10 protein-coding genes are annotated in these 17776 nt (G+C 66.3%); 7 read left to right on the top strand and 3 right to left on the bottom strand.

Features of this window, described 5'->3' with window-relative positions; all coding sequences use genetic code 11:
- Positions 1-156 precede the first annotated feature (156 nt).
- Positions 157-1770 (top strand): alpha-glucosidase family protein, encoded by a 1614-nt coding sequence (locus tag RYM47_RS01870; RefSeq protein WP_315385702.1) that lies wholly within the window; start codon positions 157-159, stop codon positions 1768-1770.
- Between the two features lie 223 nt (positions 1771-1993).
- Here the strand turns inward: RYM47_RS01870 and RYM47_RS01865 are convergent, their stop codons facing one another.
- Both RYM47_RS01865 and RYM47_RS01860 read right to left on the bottom strand, forming a co-directional pair.
- The gene (locus tag RYM47_RS01865) at positions 1994-4756 is read right to left on the bottom strand and encodes a TonB-dependent receptor (protein WP_315385700.1); all 2763 of its coding nucleotides are present in this window, start codon (positions 4754-4756) and stop codon (positions 1994-1996) included.
- Positions 4757-4924: 168 nt separating this feature from the next.
- A complete protein-coding gene (locus tag RYM47_RS01860) occupies positions 4925-6991 on the bottom strand; it encodes a glycoside hydrolase family 97 protein (RefSeq protein ID WP_315385699.1) in 2067 nt (688 codons plus the stop codon).
- 234 nt (positions 6992-7225) lie between these two features.
- Between RYM47_RS01860 and RYM47_RS01855 the strand changes: the two genes are divergently transcribed.
- The 6 genes from RYM47_RS01855 (at position 7226) to RYM47_RS01830 (ending at position 16697) form a co-directional block, all read left to right on the top strand.
- A complete protein-coding gene (locus tag RYM47_RS01855; protein ID WP_315385698.1) occupies positions 7226-9418 on the top strand; it encodes a Six-hairpin glycosidase-like protein in 2193 nt (730 codons plus the stop codon).
- On the top strand, positions 9415-10902 hold the full coding sequence (locus RYM47_RS01850; RefSeq protein WP_315385696.1) for an MFS transporter: 1488 nt from the start codon (positions 9415-9417) through the stop codon (positions 10900-10902). Before RYM47_RS01855 ends, RYM47_RS01850 begins: the two co-directional genes overlap by 4 nt.
- Entirely contained in the window at positions 10902-12620 is a 1719-nt protein-coding gene (locus tag RYM47_RS01845; RefSeq protein ID WP_315385694.1) for an alpha-amylase family glycosyl hydrolase, read from the top strand. Before RYM47_RS01850 ends, RYM47_RS01845 begins: the two co-directional genes overlap by 1 nt.
- A gap of 9 nt (positions 12621-12629) precedes the next feature.
- Entirely contained in the window at positions 12630-13010 is a 381-nt protein-coding gene (locus tag RYM47_RS01840) for an SseB family protein (RefSeq protein ID WP_315385693.1), read from the top strand.
- A 143-nt stretch (positions 13011-13153) separates the two neighbouring features.
- Complete coding sequence (locus RYM47_RS01835; RefSeq protein WP_315385691.1) at positions 13154-14653, top strand: ATPase domain-containing protein; 1500 nt, start codon at positions 13154-13156, stop codon at positions 14651-14653.
- Entirely contained in the window at positions 14643-16697 is a 2055-nt protein-coding gene (locus RYM47_RS01830) for a PAS domain-containing protein (protein ID WP_315385689.1), read from the top strand. The genes RYM47_RS01835 and RYM47_RS01830 overlap by 11 nt, the downstream gene beginning before the upstream one ends.
- Here the strand turns inward: RYM47_RS01830 and RYM47_RS01825 are convergent.
- On the bottom strand, positions 16657-17715 hold the full coding sequence (locus RYM47_RS01825) for a LacI family DNA-binding transcriptional regulator (protein ID WP_315385929.1): 1059 nt from the start codon (positions 17713-17715) through the stop codon (positions 16657-16659). The two genes, RYM47_RS01830 and RYM47_RS01825, sit on opposite strands and share 41 nt — an antisense overlap.
- Positions 17716-17776 lie beyond the last annotated feature (61 nt).

The raw sequence follows: 17776 nt of genomic DNA, 5'->3' as shown, positions 1-17776 counted from the left end.
CAGGCTTGGCCCGAATTATAGGCGGTGCGGACGTATTCCGCCCGCGAAGGCGTCCGGCGGCGGGGCAGGGCGTGAATACGTATGCAGGTGGCGCCACCGCCAAGGGCCCGCCGCTAAGCTTGTCGGGTACGTTCTGGCCCGGAGGGGGGCCCCTCGATGACGCAGACTCCATGGTGGCGCGGTGCCGTCATCTATCAGATTTACCCGCGCAGTTTCCTGGATGCCAACGGTGACGGCGTGGGCGACCTGCCCGGCATCATCGAGCGCCTGGACTACGTCGCGTCGCTGGGCGTGGACGCGATCTGGATTTCGCCGTTCTTCACCTCGCCGATGGCCGACTTCGGCTACGACATCGCTGACCACCGCGACGTCGACCCGCTGTTCGGCACCCTGGCCGATTTCGACCGGCTGCTGGCCAAGGCGCATGCGCTGGGCCTGAAGGTGATGATCGACCAGGTGTTCAGCCATACCTCGATCGAGCATGCCTGGTTCCGCGAAAGCCGCCAGGACCGCACCAATCCCAAGGCGGACTGGTACGTGTGGGCTGATCCGCGCGAGGACGGCACCCCGCCCAACAACTGGATGTCGATCTTCGGTGGCGTGGCCTGGCAGTGGGAGCCGCGCCGCGAGCAGTACTTCCTGCACAACTTCCTGGCCGACCAGCCCGACCTGGACTTCCATAACCCGGCGGTGCAGCAGGCGACCCTGGACTACGTGAAGTTCTGGCTCGACCGGGGCGTGGACGGCTTCCGCCTGGACTCGATCAACTTCTGCTTCCACGACAAGGACCTGCGCGACAACCCGGCCAAGCCGCTGGAAAAGCGCCTGGGCCGTGGCTTCAGTGCCGATAATCCGTACGCGTACCAGTACCACTATTACAACAACACGCGCCCGGAGAACCTGCCGTTCATCGAGCGCCTGCGCGGGCTGCTGGACCAGTACCCGGGCGCGGTCAGCCTGGGCGAGATCTCGGCCGAGGACTCGCTGGCGACCACCGCCGAGTACACCGCGCCGGGCCGCCTGCACATGGGCTACAGCTTCGAGCTGCTGGTGAAGGACTACAGCGCCGCCTACATCCGCGACACCGTGTCGCGACTGGAAGCGACCATGACCGAAGGCTGGCCGTGCTGGGCGATCTCCAACCACGATGTGGAGCGTGCGGTGACCCGCTGGGGTGGCCACCCGGCGCAGCCGCGCCTGGCCCGCCTGCTGGTGGCGGTGCTGTGCTCGCTGCGCGGCTCGATCTGCCTGTACCAGGGCGAGGAGCTGGGCCTGGGCGAAGCCGACGTGCCGTTCGAAGCGTTGCAGGACCCGTATGGCATTACCTTCTGGCCGAACTTCAAGGGCCGCGACGGGTGCCGCACACCGATGCCGTGGCTGGACGCGCCGCTGGCCGGGTTCACCACCGGTGAACCGTGGCTGCCAATTCCGCAGGACCACCAGGTTCGTGCGGTGGCGGTGCAGGAGCATGACCCGCACTCGGTGTTGAACGCGTTCCGGCAGTTCCTGGCCTGGCGCCGGACCATGCCGACCCTGCTGCTGGGTGACATAAGGTTCCTGGAGACCGCCGAGCCGGTGCTGATGTTCGAGCGCGTGCATGCCGGTGAAACGCTGTTGCTGGCGTTCAACCTGTCGGCCGAAGCTACCACGGTGGCGCTGCCGGAAGGGCAGTGGCACGCGTTGCACGTGCCGGGTCCGGATGCGGGCCAGGTAGAAGGTACCCAGCTGCAGCTGCCAGCCCAGGCGATGTACTGCGCACGGCGCAGCTGATTTACGATTTCCGGTGGTATTGAAGGGCGGGACCGAGAGGTTCCCGCCCTTTTTTTGGGTTCCCGCCAAGAGCAGACACGCATGGCGTGTCCCTACGCGTCATGGCCCTGGATGCTTCATCCGCGTAGCGACACGCCATGTGTGTCCCCGACCAACCCAGACACCAAACGAAAAAACCCGCTGCTCGCGCAGCGGGTTTATCGTTCGTGTTTCTACATCTGGATCAGAACTTGTAGTTCACACCCAGCATGTAGGTCCGGCCCCACTCGATGTATTCCAGCGGCCGGTCCTTGGTACCCGCGTAGGTGCGGTACGGCTCGTTGGTCAGGTTGCTGCCCTGCAGGAGCAGGGTCAGCCCGTGCAGGCTGCTGCTGTCTGCGAAGGTGTAGCTGATCTGCGCGTCGGTCACGTTCTCGCCGACCACGTAACGCAGGGTGCGGTTGCCGTTGAAGTTGCCGATCTCACCGATGAAGTCCGAACGACGGCGCTGGCTCACGCGTGCTTCGAAGCCATTGCGCTCGTAGTAGGCGGTGAAGTTGTAGACGCGCTCGGACAGGCCCGGCAGGCTGATCGGATCGGTACCCACGCTGGAGGCGCTTTCCGGGTCCAGGATCTTGATGTCGCTGTCGTTGAAGGTCGCGCTGGCCTGCACGCCGAAACCGCGCAGCGGGTCGGCGATCATTTCCAGCGGGAACGAGGCGGTCAGTTCCAGGCCACGCAGGGTGCCGCCGGTGCCGTTCTGCGGCGCGGAGAACGTACCGATGGTCTGCAGCGGTGCGGTCATGCCCGGCGGAATTACGTAGCTGGCCAGCAGGTCGCTGAAGTCGTAGTCGTCCACCGACTGGGTGTAGACATAGCTCTTCAGGTCCTTGTAGAACACCGCGGCCGCCACGTACGCCTTCTCACCGAAGTACTTCTCGTAGGAGAGGTCGATGGCGTTGGCGCGCCACGGATCCAGCAGCGGGTTGCCGCCGCTGCCGCCCGGCTTGCCGGTGGCGGTGTCCACGCCGAACTCCAGGCCGGCACGCATCTGGTCCACGCGCGGACGCGCCACCTGCTTGGCCACCGCGAAACGCAGGGTCTGCTGGTGCGGGAAGGTGAAGGCCAGGTTCAAGCTCGGCAGCCAGTCGGTGTAGGTCTTGCCTTCATCGATCGGCAGCACTTCCTGGCCGACCGGTCGCGAGCGGTCGAAGTAGTTCGACTGCGAGCTCTGGTCGGTACGGATCATCTGCACGCCCACGTTGCCGCGCACGCGCACGTCGCCGATATCGGTGTTGATGTTGGCGCGGACCCAGGCGGTGGTGGTCTTTTCCTGCACCACCCACGACTTCGGAATCAGGTAGTCCAGGTTGGTGACCGGGTTGAACACCATGTAGCGGTCGACCGCGGCCGGCACGTTCCACGCCGGGATATAGCCGATGCCGGCAAAGCCCAGGTTGACCGGCCGGTACTGCAGGTCGCTGCCGACGTTGGCGTCGCCCTGTGCGCCGAGCAGGATGTTGCCTTCGGCCTGGGTCTTTTCCTTGCGGCGGTCGGCGTAGTTCACGCCCACGTCCACGTCCTGGAACCAGGACAGCGCTTCGGGCATGTTGAACGTGCCCTGCAGGCGGGCGCCCTTCAGGCGGTCTTCGACCTGCGGCACCTTGCCGTAGCCCGAGCCGTAGATGGTGTTGGTCAGGTACAGCGCTTCGGGATTGGAGTAGTCCAGGCCCGGGCGGATCTGCGAGAAGCCATCGGGGTTGACGGTCAGGCCGATGGTGTCCAGCTGCGGCATCGGGGTGAGCTGCAGGTTGTTCTCCAGGTTCAGCTCATCGCGGGTGGCCTTGGAGTAGTTCACGTCGGCGGTCAGCTTGAAGCTGTCGAAGGTCAGCTCGTTGTTCCAGCCGAACGCATCGATCTTGTCCTCGCGCTTGTTGTACATGCCGCGCACCAGCGGGTACACGCCGCTGGCGGTGCCACCGGTGAAGGTGCCGTTGCCGTTGACCTGCGGATTGCTGATGAACAGACCCGGGGTGTAGCCGCCGTTGTAGTTGCTGAGGTTGACCTCGAACTGGTTGGCGGTGTCGATCTGTTCGGCCTTGGTGTGGAACAGGTCCAGCGTGCTGGTCCAGATGTTCGACGGGCGGAACTGCACGGTGGCCATGTAGCCGTCGCGCTTGGCGTTGCCGGTACGGCGCAGCGCCTTGATGCCGTCCGAGAACGCGGTGCCCGGCGCGACGCCCGGGCGGTTGCCCTGGTCGGTCTGCTCGGTGGTCCACGGCTCGTACAGGCCGACCTGGTTTTCCTGGATCGGGTTGTCGCTGTGCGCGTAACCGATCGCGATGCCCCAGGTGTCTTCGGCGAACTGGTCGATGTAGCTGGCGCTGAAGCGGTTGCCGAAGGCATCCACATTGGCGGCCTTGCCCAGCGAGTTCTTCGAGTAGCGGCCGCTCAGCGCGATCACGCGTTCGCCGAACGACAGCGGGCGTACGGTCTGCATGTCGATGGTGCCGGACAGGCCCTGGCCGACCAGCGCGGCGTCGGGGGTCTTGTACACGGTCACGCCATTGACGAGTTCCGACGGGTACTGGTCGAACTCGACGCTGCGGTTGTCGCCGGTGCTGACCATCTCACGCCCGTTGAGCAGGGTGGTGGCGAAATCCGGCGACAGACCGCGCACGCTGATCACCTGCGCGCGGCCGGCCACGCGCTGGGCGGCCAGGCCGGGCAGGCGGCCCAGCGATTCGGCAATGCTGACATCCGGCAGTTTGCCGATGTCTTCGGCCGAGATCGCTTCGACCACCGAGGTGGCGTCCTGCTTGATCGCGATGGCGTTCTCGATGCCGCGACGGATACCGGTGACCTGCACGGTGTCCAGGTCGGTGGCGGCGTTACCGGCCGGCGGCGGGGTGTCCGCACCGGTGGTGGTGGACTGCGCCGACGCCAACAGCGGCGTCAGGGCGACGGCCAGCGCGATACTCAGCGCGCTGCGCTTGCGATTCAACATTTTCCCCTCCCAGGCAATGTTGCCAAACATGTTGTGATCAACGGCGATGCGTTGCCGCAGGTGTCATGGCGCGGTGGCCGTTGACTGCGTGGCTATGGTAGGCAGCGCGCCTCCGGCGTGAATCACCCTGCATACGTATTCAATGCATATGCAGGATGTTGGAACCGATTACAGCGGGCTGAACCGGATGGCCTGGCCGCCGCCCGGTGCCAGTACAAGCGTCAGGGTGTCGGCACTGGAGACTTCGCGGGTTTCGCGCGCGAATGCGAACGGGTTGCGTTGATAATCGGCGCCCTCGCCATCGCGGTAGATCTCGGCGCGGTAGCGCACGCCCGGCTCCAGGAACGACAGCGGCACCGGCAGCGAACGACCGGACTCGTCGGTGATGCTGCCCAGGTACCAGTCGCGGCTGTTACGGTCCTTGCGGGCGATTGTCACGTAGTCGCCGACCTCGCCATCCAACACCCGGGTGTCGTCCCAGTCCACCGCGACGTCTTCGATGAATTTGAACGCCTCGCGATGCTGCTCGTAGTGCTCGGGCAGGTCAGCGGCCATCTGGATCGGGCTGTAGATCACCACGTACAGCGCCAGCTGGCGGGCGAGCGTGCTGGGGATGGCCTGACCATGGCGGCCCTTCAGGCTGAGGATGCCCGGGGTGTAGTCCATCGGCCCGGACAACATGCGGGTGAATACCAGGTTGACCTCATGCTCGGGCGGGTTCGGCGGCTGGCCCCAGGCGTTGTATTCCATGCCGCGCGCGCCTTCGCGCGAGACCCAATTTGGGTACGTGCGGCGCAGGCCGGTGTCCTTGATCGGCTCGTGCGGATTGACCGCGATATGCCGCTTCGCCGCTTCCTGCACCACCTTCAGGTGATGGCGGGCCATGAACTGGCCATCGTGCCACTCGCGCCACAGCGGGCCGCCGGCCGGGTTGCGCCGGTCGACCTGGCCGTCATCGCAGACGTAGCCGCTCTTGAAGGAATCCACGCCCAGCCGTGCATACAGGTCCAGCGCCGCGCCAAGCTGGTCTTCGTAATGCTCGATCGCACAGCCGGTTTCATGGTGGCCGATCAGGTGCACGCCCTTTTTCGCCCCGTACGCCGACAGCGCTTCGATGTCGAAGTCGGGCGTTGCCCGGGTGAAGTCGAAGTCGTAGCCGTTGCCGACCCAATTGCCGTCCCAGCCCGGATTCCAGCCTTCCACCAGCACGCCGCGGAAGCCGTGCTCCGCGGCGAAGTCGATGACCTTCTTCGTCTTGGCGGTGGTCGCCGCATGCTTCGGGCCGGTGGCCCAGCTTTCCTGGTCCAGATGCATCGACCACCAGACGCCCAGGTACTTGGAGGGCTTGAACCAGCTCACATCGCCCAGTGCATTTGGCTCATTGAGGTTGAGGATCAGATTGGATTCCACCAGGCCGCCGGCGGTGTCACTGATCTGCAGGGTGCGCCATGGCGTACTGAAGGGCAGGGTGCGGCGCACCTTCCAGCCTTCGGCCGACGGCGACAGCTGCGCGCGCAGCCGCTGACCATCGGTGCGGCGCAGCCACATGCCGGCGTAGTCGACCAGCGCGGCTTCGTGGATCGCCACGTGCAGGCCGTCGGTGCTGCGCAGGGTCAGCGGCGTGTGCGCCAGCGGCACCTGGTCCAGCGGGGTGCGCTGGTACAGGTATTCATAGTGGATCGGCTCGCCGGCGGGGATCCACCACGCGGTGGATTCGGGGGCGATGGCGAACTCGGTCAGCTCGTCGTCGATGATCGCTTCGCGCAGCCCCGGCTGCTCGGGGAAGTGGTAGCGGAAGCCCAAACCGTCGTCGTATACGCGGTACACCACGTCCAGCCGGCGCTTGGCACCAGTACGCTCGGCCAGCTGCACGGTCACTTCGTTGTAGTGGTCGCGCACGCGGCGGCGCTCGCCCCACGGCTGTTCCCAGGTCTCATCGACGCTGCGTGTGTTCTGTCCCAGGACCGCCAGATCGCGGTCCAGTCGTCCATCGCGCAGCTGGAAGCCCAGCTTCGACTCGGCCACCACGGTCTTGCCCAGCCGCTCGACCCGATAGGTCGGGTTGCCCCCATCGAGCTGGAGCGACACCTTCAGTATTTTGCCTGGCGAACTGGCGCTGGCCACGGTAACCGGTTCAGCCTGCGCGCCCACCGCGCAGAACAACAACGAAACGGCCAGCCAGGCCAACGGACGGGGCGCACGCAACGCGCGCGGCAACGCAACAACCAAAGGCATTTCCCCTCCCAGGGCAGCCGGAACCTGCTCTGGACTATAGCCACGCCGTTCACCGCATCACCGCGCCAGGCCATGAATACGTATGCAAGCGGGCGGCAACCGGCGCGTCTCACCTACCATGCAGGCAGGCACCCTGGGAGGGGGCCGCGACGACAGCGCCCCGGCGCTGTTGAACCACACCGCGTGCAAGAAGGGAGGAAGGCAGACAGGCGCACGCCGGTCGGCCGCTTTTCGATGCTGAAGACGATCTGCCTGACCGCCGCCCTTGGGGCGGCGCTGCTGTCCACCGCTACTGCGGCGGACCTCACCTTCGATGGCCGCAGTGCGCGTGCCAGCGCCGCCGCCGATGGCAGCTTCACGCTGCTCGCCGATGGCAAACCGGTGGCCATCGCCGCCCAGCCGATGCGCAGCCAGACCGGCAACGTGATGTTTGACTCGCTGTTTGCGCTGGCCCAGCAGGAAATGGCGGCCAACCGGGTGGACGCGATCCGCGATCCCGCCTTCAACTTCGGCAAGCCGGTCGACTGCGAATGCTTCGAGACCGGCGCGCGCTGGCCGTATGTGTGGACGCGCGATGTGAGTTTTGCGGCCGACCTTGCGCTGGCCCGGCTGGATCCGGTGCGTACCCGGCAGTCGTTGCAGTTCAAGCTGTCAAAGGCCCGCGACGGGCAGACCCCGGGCCTGTTCGTGGCCCAGGACACCGGCTCGGGCGGCAGCTGGCCGATCAGCAGCGACCGCGTGGTGTGGTTCCTGGCCGCGCGCGACCTGCATGACAACCCCGCATTCACCGAGCAGACCTGGCAGGCCCTGCAGTCCACGCTGGCGCAGGACCGCGCGATGGTGTTCGACCCGCGCACCGGCCTGTACCGGGGCGAGACCTCGTTCCTGGACTGGCGCGAACAGACCTATCCGGACTGGACCCGCCAGGACGTGCGCTTCATCGGCGACTCCTTCGCGCTGTCCACCAACGTGCTGCACTACCAGGCGCTGCGCCTGGCCGAGCGCTTCGCGCGCGAGCGCGGCGACGCCCGCGCCACCGACTACGCCGCATGGGCTGATGCCCTTGCCACGCAGATCGACGCGCGCTTCTGGCGCGAAGACGCCGGCATGTACATGAGCTACATCGGCGAAGCCGCGCACCCGGTGCCCTACGCCAAGTACGACCTGCTCGGCATTTCGCTGGGCGTATTGGCCGATGTGTTTCCCGCCGAACGTGCGCGCCGTGCGTTGGCCACCTATCCGTACGTGGAAGGCGGCAGCCCGGTGGTATGGCCGCAGGAAGCGCAGCAGCCGATCTACCACAACCGCGCGGTGTGGCCGTTCGTCAGCGCCTATTCGCTGCGCGCCGCCCGCAAGGTAGGCGATGCCACCCGCATCCAGCGCGAGATCGAATCGCTGATGCGCGGCAGCGCGCTGGCCGGCTCGAACATGGAGAATTACGAGATGCGCACCCTGTCGGTGCACGTCGACGAGGGCGAGCTGAGCGGCCCGGTGGTCAACTCCCCGCGTCAGCTGTGGTCGGTTGCCGGCTACCTCTCCATGGTGTTGGAAGGCGTATTCGGCGTGGCAGCCGACGGCAGCGTGACCCCACAACTGCCCACGGCCCTGGTCCCACAGCTGTTCGGCAATCGCACCAGCATCGAACTCAACGACGGCAAGACCACCTATGTTCTCCAGCGCCCCGACACGCTGGAAGGCACCCTGCTGGTCGCCGCGAGCGTGAAGCGCAATGCCAATACGGTCACCGTGAAACTGCGTAGCGACACGCCACGCGTGTCCCCCACAGCCCCCACCGAAACCAACCTCTTCGCCCCACCCACACCCACGTCGCCGGTGTGGGTCGCCGAGGCAGAACGCCCTTGGTTCACCATCATCCCCGCCAACCATCACCTCTGGCAGGACGGAAAAGAGGTACCTGGCACCACCACCTATACGTTGGCCGATGATGGCTACCGCCATTGCTTCACCCTGACCCGTCGCGAAGGCACCCTCGAATCCCTGCACAGCCCCATGAGCTGCGTCGGCCCGCAGCTCACGCTGCCCGGCGCGACGAGCTGGCGCTGGGCCGCAGCCAAACCCACCCGCGTTCGCCTGCGCCTGCGCTATGACAACCCGAATGGCCCGATCAACACCGGCGTCACCGCCGCGGTGAAGCAGCTGGCCGTGCAATGCACCGGCCAGGCACCACAACGCGCCACCGTCGTGATGCCCCACAGCGTCGGCCCGCAGGACTCCACCGCCGCCGAATTCGACCTGCCCAAGGGCAGCTGCACGTTCACCCTGGAACCGGGCTTCAACATGAGCGCACTGGAACATTTCGCCCAGTACAACGGCGGCAAGGGCGGGCGCGACGGCGTGCTCAATGCGGCCAACGTCAGCGCGCTGCTGCTTGCCCCGGTGGCCGGTGACGCGGAGGCCGCACGATGAGCCGCCCCGCCAAGCCCACCCTGTCGTTCTGGCAGATCTGGAACATGTGCTTCGGCTTCCTCGGCATCCAGTTCGGGTTCGCCCTGCAGAATGCCAACGCGAGCCGCATCTTCGAAACCCTGGGCGCGCCGATGGACGCGGTGCCCGGGCTGTGGATCGCCGCGCCGCTGACCGGTCTGCTGGTACAGCCGATCATCGGCTATCTGTCCGACCGCACCTGGACCCGCTGGGGCCGACGTCGCCCGTACTTCATGATCGGCGCGGTCCTCACTACGCTGGCGCTGCTGGTGATGCCGAACTCGCCCACGCTGTGGATCGCCGCCGGCACGCTGTGGGTACTGGACGCTTCGATCAACGTGTCGATGGAGCCGTTCCGCGCCTTCGTCGGCGACAAGCTGGCCCCGCGCCAGCGCCCCACCGGCTACGCGATGCAGAGTTTCTTCATCGGCGTGGGCGCCATCGTCGCCAGCTTCCTTCCGTTCATCCTGGCCCACTTCGGCGTGGCCAACACCGCCCCGGCGGGCGAGATGCCGCCCACGGTGCGCTACGCGTTCTACTTCGGTGCCGTGGTGCTGCTGGGCTCGATTGCCTGGACGGTGTTCAGCACCCGCGAGTACTCGCCGGCCGAGCTGGCCAGCTTCGACGACGCCGAACCGCCGGCGGTGCATCAATCCGCGCCGCTGGCCGGACCGCCGCCGCTGCTGCAGATCGGTGCCTGGATCGTGCTCGGCCTGGCCCTGGCCGCTGCGATTGCCTGGCGCGACGGCGACAAGATGCTCTACGTGCTGGCCGGGCTGTGCATTGCCTACGGCCTGCTGCTCGGCGTGGCGCGGGTGCTGCCAGGCCCGCACATGCTGGCCACCATCGTCGGCGACCTGCGCAGCATGCCGCGCACCATGCGCCGGCTGGCCTGGGTGCAGTTCTTCTCGTGGTTCGCGCTGTTTGCGATGTGGATCTACACCACCGCGGCGGTTGCCGGTACCCACTTCGGCTCCACCGACCCGGCCTCGGCCGCCTACAACGAAGGGGCCAACTGGGTGGGCGTGCTGTTCGGTGCCTACAACGGTTTCGCCGCGCTGGCCGCGTTGCTGATCCCGCTGATGGTGCGCTGGATGGGCCTGCGCCTGAGCCACCTGGTCAACCTGTGGCTGGGTGGGTTGGGGCTGATCTCGCTGATGCTGATCGACGACCCCAAGTGGTTGCTGCTGTCGATGGTCGGGGTCGGCTTCGCCTGGGCCTCGATCCTGTCGCTCCCCTACGCGCTGCTGTCCGACAGCGTGCCGGCGGCCAAGATGGGCGTGTACATGGGCCTGTTCAATTTCTTCATCGTGATTCCGCAGCTGGTTGCGGCCAGCGCACTGGGTTTCATGCTGCGCCTGTGGCTGGGCGGCGACCCCATGCATGTGCTGGCGCTCGGTGGCGCCAGCCTGCTGGTTGCCGGGCTGTGCGTGCTGCGTGTTCCGTCCCACCAGGAGGTTGTCTGATGCTGTGCCGTTCGCGTTTGAGCTTGGGTCTTTGCTTCGCCCTGCTGGCCGGCAGTGCCGTTGCCGCGCCGCGCCCGGAATATGTGGGCACGCTGGAGCCGTTCGCCAGCGACGCGGTGTACTTCGTGGTCACCGACCGCTTCGTCAATGGCGACCCGTCCAATGATCACCGCGACCAGGGCGGCAAGCACCGCACCTTCGACATTCCGGTGCCGTGCCCGGACAAGGTGGACGGCAACATCGGTTACCTGGGCGGCGACTTCCGCGGCGTGCTCGACAACGCGGACTACATCCGCAACCTCGGCTTCGGCGCGGTCTGGATCACCCCGATCATCGACAACCCGGACGAAGCATTCACCGGCAGCAAGCCGATCAGCTGCACCAGCACCCTGACCGACCGCGGCAAGACCGGGTACCACGGCTACTGGGGCATCAACTTCTACACGCTCGACGAGCACCTGCCCAGCAAGGACCTGGATTTCGCCGGGCTGACCCGTGGCCTCCACGACGCGAAGCTCAAAGTGGTGCTGGACATCGTCGGCAACCACGGCTCCCCGGCCTGGACCATGCCGGTCAGGCAGCCGCAGTTCGGCCAGATCTTCGACAAGGACGGCACGCTCATCGCCGACCATCAGAACCTGCCGCCGCAGCAGCTGGACCCGAAACACAACCCGCTGCACGCCTTCTACAACAACATTGGTCCAGTCGATTCGGCCAAGGGTTCGATCTTCGACGGCAACCTGGCCGAGCTGGGCGACTTCAACCAGGACAACCCGGCGGTCATGGACTACCTGGTCGGCGCGTACCTGCAGTGGACCGCACAGGGCGTGGATGCGCTGCGCATCGACACCATCGGCTGGCTGCCGCACCCGTGGTGGAATAAATTCGTCAAGCGCATCCGCGCCGAACACCCGGGCATGTTCATGTTCGGCGAAGCCTTCGACTACGATGCGGCGAAGATCGCCGAACACACCTGGCCGACCAACGCGAATGTGAGCGTGCTCGACTTCCCGCTGCGCGGCGCGATGTCCAGCGTGTTCGGCAGGGAGCAGAAGGGCTTCGAAGCACTGGCCGAACCGCTGCACCTGGTGGGCGGGCCGTATGCCAACCCGTACGAGCTGATGAGCTTCTACGACAACCACGACATGGCGCGGCTGGATGCCACCGACAACGGCTTCATCGACGCGCACAACTGGCTGTTCACCGCGCGCGGCATTCCGGTGCTTTACTACGGCTCGGAAACCGGCTTCATGCGCAGCCGTGCCGAACACGCCGGCAACCGCGCCTACTTCGGCCAGCCGCGCGTGGACGCCGCACCACAGAGCCCGATCTTCGGGCCGCTGCAGCGCATTGCCAAGCTGCGCGAAGCCACCCCGGCATTGCAGCGCGGGCTGCAGGTCAACGAGCGCCTGCAGGGCGACGAAGCGGTGTTCTTCCGCGTGCTGCAGCATGGGGACACCGCGCAGACCGCGCTGGTGCTGCTGAACAAGGGCGATGCCGCACGCAGCATCGAGGTCAGCCGCTACCTGCAGGCAGGTACCTGGCGCGATGCGCTGGGGCAGGGCAGCGTGAAGGTGAAAGGCAGCTTGAAGGCTGAGGTACCCGCGCACGGGGTGAAGGTGTACCTGCTGGACGGGCCGGTGAAGCAGAAGGCGCTGGAGGCGGAACTGGTGCGTGCGATGGACGATCAGGTCGCGAGGACGAAACGCCTTCGGTAACATGGCGGCATGATCGATCTTGCCCCCCGGAACCCCCTCGAAACCCTGCTCAAGTCCGCCATGGACGGGCAGGTTCCGCTGAAGGCTTTCATGCAGGCCTTCATGGCGTCGGACGTGGTGCTGCTCACTGGCAACCTGGTCACTGCGGATGGCAGCGGTTTCGATCCGCTGCTGTTTGCCATCAACGGTGTCATGCACGTGGCGGTGTTCACCGATGAGGCACGCGTCGGTGATTACCCGCAGGAGGCCCCGCACATCATCCGCATGCGCATGATAGAGGTGCTCAAGCGCGTACCCGGTGGCTACGGCGTGGTGGTCAACCCTGGCACTTCGCTCGGCCTTGAACTGTCCTGGCAGGGCATCCAGGAAATCCTCAAGGATTTCGCCTGAGCAGGCGCCGCAGTGCGCTCGTCTACACTCCCTTGACGTGCATGAACACGGCCGCAGCGTGACGCGCCGTAGAGACCACGATCACACAATTCCTACACAGAACCGGTTGCTAGACTCCTCCCCGTCAAACAGGGTGGACTCATATGCAGACACAGTCTTCGCGTGTCACTACCGGTGTGCAGGGCCTTGATTCCGTCATTGGCGGCGGCTTGCCGCAGGGAAGGTTGTACCTGCTGGAAGGGCCGCCCGGCTCGGGCAAGACCACGCTGTCGCTGCAGTTCCTGCTGCAGGGGCTGAAGCAGAGGGAGCGCTGCCTGTACATCACCCTGTCGGAAACCGCAGAAGAACTGCGTGAGGTGGCCAGTGCGCACGGCTGGTCGCTGGACGGCCTGCACCTGTTCGAGCTCGGTTCGGCCGAAGATGCGCTGGGCAATGGTCGGCTGCAGTCGGTGCTGCACTCGTGGGAGGTGGAGCTGGATGAAACGGTCAACCTGATCCAGGCTGAGGTCGACAGGATCCGGCCGAGCCGGGTGGTGTTCGACTCGCTGTCCGAGCTGCGCCTGCTGGCCCAGGATTCGCTGCGCTACCGGCGCCAGATCCTTGCGCTCAAACAGTATTTCGCGCCGCAGAGTGCCACCGTGATCCTGGTTGATGACCTGACCTCCGGCGCCGATGATCGCGACGGCCAGCTGCACAGCCTGTGCCATGGCGTGATCTCTCTGGAGCGGCTGACCCTGGATTTTGGCGCGGCCCGCCGCCGGCTGCAGGTGCAGAAGCTGCGCGGCGTCAATTTCGTCGCCGGGTACCACGACATCGCCATCCGCACAGGCGGTCTGGAAGTGTTTCCGCGACTGATTGCGTCCGATCACCACGCAGAGTTTGCCGAAGCGGCACTGGCCAGCGGCATCGCTGAAGTCGACAACCTGCTCGGCGGTGGCCCGCTGCGCGGCACCAGCACGCTGCTGACCGGCCCGGCCGGCAGCGGCAAGACCAACCTGGCCCTGCAGTACGTCTGGGCTGCCTGCGAGCGAGGCGAGAAGTGCTGCATCTTCGAGTTCGACGAGCGCGTGGGCACGCTGCTCAGCCGGGCCGACGCGCTGGGCATCGACCTGGTACCGCATGTCGACGCCGGGCGGCTGGAGGTCATGCAGATCGACCCGGCCGAAATCTCCCCCGGTGAGTTCGCCTGGAACGTGCAGAAAGCCGTGGAAGAACGCGGCTGCAGCGTGCTGGTGATCGACAGCCTCAACGGCTATGTGGCCGCCATGCCGCAGGAGAAGCAGCTGATGCTGCAGCTCCACGAAATGCTCTCTTACTTGAACCAGAAGGGCGTAGCCACGTTCCTGGTCAACCCCCAGCACGGGCTGGTCGGCACCATGTCCACCGGCAACCTCAACGTCTCCTACATTGCCGACGCGGTGATCCTGTTCCGCTTCTTCGAAGCGCAGGGACGCATCCGCAAGGCGATTTCCGTGATCAAGAACCGCGGTGGCGCGCACGAAGACACCATCCGCGAGCTCAAGATCAACCGCCAGGGCATTGCGCTGAGCGGGCCGTTGAAGGAGTTCAAGGGAATTTTGACCGGCACTCCGGAGTTCGTCGGCGACTCGGCCTCGCTGCTGAGTCACCCCTATGCGGGATGACTGTCGCGGCGGTGTGGTGCATATCGTCGCGCCGTTCGGACGCGATGCGGTCAGCATGGCTTCGGTACTGGATGCCGCCGGCCTGAGCACCCGCGACGCGGGCAGTCTGGAAGAGCTGTCGGCGGCGCTGGATGACCAGGCGGGTGTGGTGCTGATCACCGAAGAGGCCTTGGCGACCGGGACCGAGGCACTGCTGGCGGCGCTGGAAACCCAGCCCAGCTGGTCGGACCTGCCGGTGATCCTGCTGCGTTCACCGCGCGCGCACCGACGTTCGCCGTTGCCGATCCTGTTGCCGCAGACCATCAACGTAGTCGAACTGGACCGCCCGCTGGGCGGCATTTCGCTGCTCAGTGCAGTGCAGGGCGCGTTGCGCGCGCGGCAGAAGCAGTTCGTAGTGCGCGACCAGATGCGCGCGCTGGCCGATAGCCGCAGCGCGCTGGAACGCAGCGAGTCCGAGCTGCGCCTGATCGCCGATGCGATGCCGGTACTGATCGCCTTCGTCGACCGCAGCATGCACTACCGCTTTGCCAACAAAGCCTACGAGACGTGGTTCGACCTGCCGGTGGGCGAAGTGATCGGCCGGCACATCGGCGACGTGGTCGGCACCCGGGTGTGGGAAGAGCGAAAGCCGATCATGCAGCAGGTACTGGCCGGCGAAGAGCGCGTGTTTGAAGTGAGCTGGCCGACCCGGGAAGGGCGCCGCCGCGATTGCGAAGTGCGCTATTCGCCCCGGCGCGCCGCGGATGGCGCGGTGGATGGTTTCCACGTGTTCGTGACCGATATCACCGCGGCCAAGCAGGCGCTGGAAGCCAGCCTGCAGCACGCGCAGGAGCTTGAAACGCTGGTGGCCGAGCGCACCCGTGAACTGGAAGCGCAGATGGCCGCCCGCGAAGCCAGTGAGACCGCACTACGACAGTCGCAGAAGATGGAAGCCATCGGCCAGCTCACCGGTGGCATCGCGCATGACTTCAACAACATGCTCACCGGCATCCTGTCTGCGCTGGACATCATCCGCATGCGCGTGGAAATGGGGCGCGTGAATGACCTGGAGCGCTTCCTGGACGCGGCCACCACCTCCAGCCAACGCGCCGCTGCGCTGACCCAGCGCCTGCTGGCGTTTTCCCGGCGGCAGTCGCTGGACGCGCGCCAGGTCGAGGTCAACGCGCTGGTCGACGCGATGCAGCCGCTGCTGCGCAGCTCGCTGGGCGAAAGCGTACGTATCCGCACCGAGGTCGCCAGCACGCCGTTGCATGCCACCCTGGACAGCAACCAGTTCGAAAGCGCGCTGCTGAACCTGGCCATCAATGCGCGCGACGCCATGCCCAACGGCGGCGAACTGGTGCTGCGCGCGTTCCCGTTGCATCTGGCCGAGGCCGAACGGGCCACCGTGCCGGCCGGCCACTACGCGGTCGTGGCGGTGTCCGACACCGGTACCGGGATGCCGCCGGAAGTGATGGAGCGCGCCTTCGAGCCGTTCTTCACCACCAAGCCGATCGGCAAGGGCACCGGCCTGGGCATGTCGATGGTGTATGGATTCATGCAGCAGTCCGGCGGGCATATCGACATCGTCTCGGAAACGGGGCAGGGCACCACCATTTCGCTGTTCATTCCGCTCGTGGACGAAGCCGCCGACGCGACTGCCGAGCCGCCGCCGTCATCGGTCGCCAAGGGCGATGGCCAGTCGATCCTGGTCGTCGAAGACGACCCGCAGGTACGCATGCTGGTGACCGTGGTGCTGGAAGACCTGGGATACGCCGTGCAGGTGGTCGGTGACGCCGACGGCGCCATTCCGATCCTGTCCTCGTCGCGCCGGATCGACCTGCTGGTTACCGACGTCGGCCTGCCAGGCCTCAACGGCCGACAGCTGGCCGAGATCGCCCGCCAATCGCGCCCGGCGTTGCCGGTGCTGTTCATGACCGGCTACGCGGAAAAGGCGCAGGAGCGCGCCGCGTTCCTGGACGAGGGCATGAGCATGATCGCCAAACCCTTCCCGCTGGATGCGTTCAGCGATGCGGTGCAGGGGGCGCTGGCGGCAGCCGGATAGACGACTCGCGCAGCACCAGCTTCACCGGAATGGTCTGGCTTTCCACCGGCTCGCCCTGGATCAGCGCCAGCAGTCGTTCCACCAGCAGCTGCCCGGCCTGCTTGGTGTCCTGCTGCACCGTGGACAGGGTCGGCGAGATCGAGGCCGCCAGTGGAATATCGTCGAAACCGACCAGCGCCACGTCCTGCGGGACGCGCAGGCCGTGCTCGCGCAACGCGCGCAGGGCGCCAATCGCGATCAGATCGCTGGCCGCGAACACCGCGTCGATAGCGGCACCATCGGCAAGCAGCGCCTGGCAGGCATCGTAGCCGGACTGTTCCGTGGTGATCGCATCGAACTGCAGGCTCGGCTCGGCCACTACGCCACGCGCCGCCATGGCCGCCACGTGGCCGCGATAGCGCTCCTCGAACTCGGGGTAATGGCTGGAGGCATGGCCGACGAAGGCGATGCGCCGGCAGCCCTGGTCAAGCAGGTGGGCGGTGATGTCGAAGCCCCCCTGGAAGTTGTCGCAGCCGATCGACACCCCGGGCTGGTCCGGCAGTGCGGCACCCCAGCGCACGAAGTGGGTGCCCTGTTCGACCAGCCGCTGCAGCCGCTCGCGCGACTCGTGGTAATCGCCATACCCGAGCAGGATGATGCCGTCGGCCTTGTTGCTGTCCTCGTAATCGGCCTGCCAGTCGGTGGACAGCTGCTGGAACGACACCAGCAGGTCGTAACCGCGCAGCGCGCAGGCGCGGGTGATCGAGCCCAGCATGGCGTGGAAAAACGGGTTGATCAGCGAATCGTCGTTGGTCGGGTCTTCAAAGAACAGCAGGGCCAGCGTCCCGGCGTTGCGCAGGCGCAGGCTGGAGGCGTTCTTGTCTACCTTGTAATTCAGCTCCCGGGCGATCCGCAGGATCCGCTCCCGGGTCTCCGGGTTGACCATCGGGCTGCCCCGCAGCGCCCGCGACACGGTCGGCTGGGACACCCCGGCCAGGTGGGCGATATCCAGGGAGGTGGCTTTGCCGCGGATGGTCATGGAGGGCAGGGCTGGGACGACGGAGGCCATGATGCCATGGCCGCCCCGGGCCCGGGCGGCG

This window comes from uncultured Stenotrophomonas sp., from assembly GCF_963519125.1.
Taxonomy (GTDB): domain Bacteria; phylum Pseudomonadota; class Gammaproteobacteria; order Xanthomonadales; family Xanthomonadaceae; genus Stenotrophomonas.
This window is presented reverse-complemented; position numbering and strand designations above follow the sequence as displayed.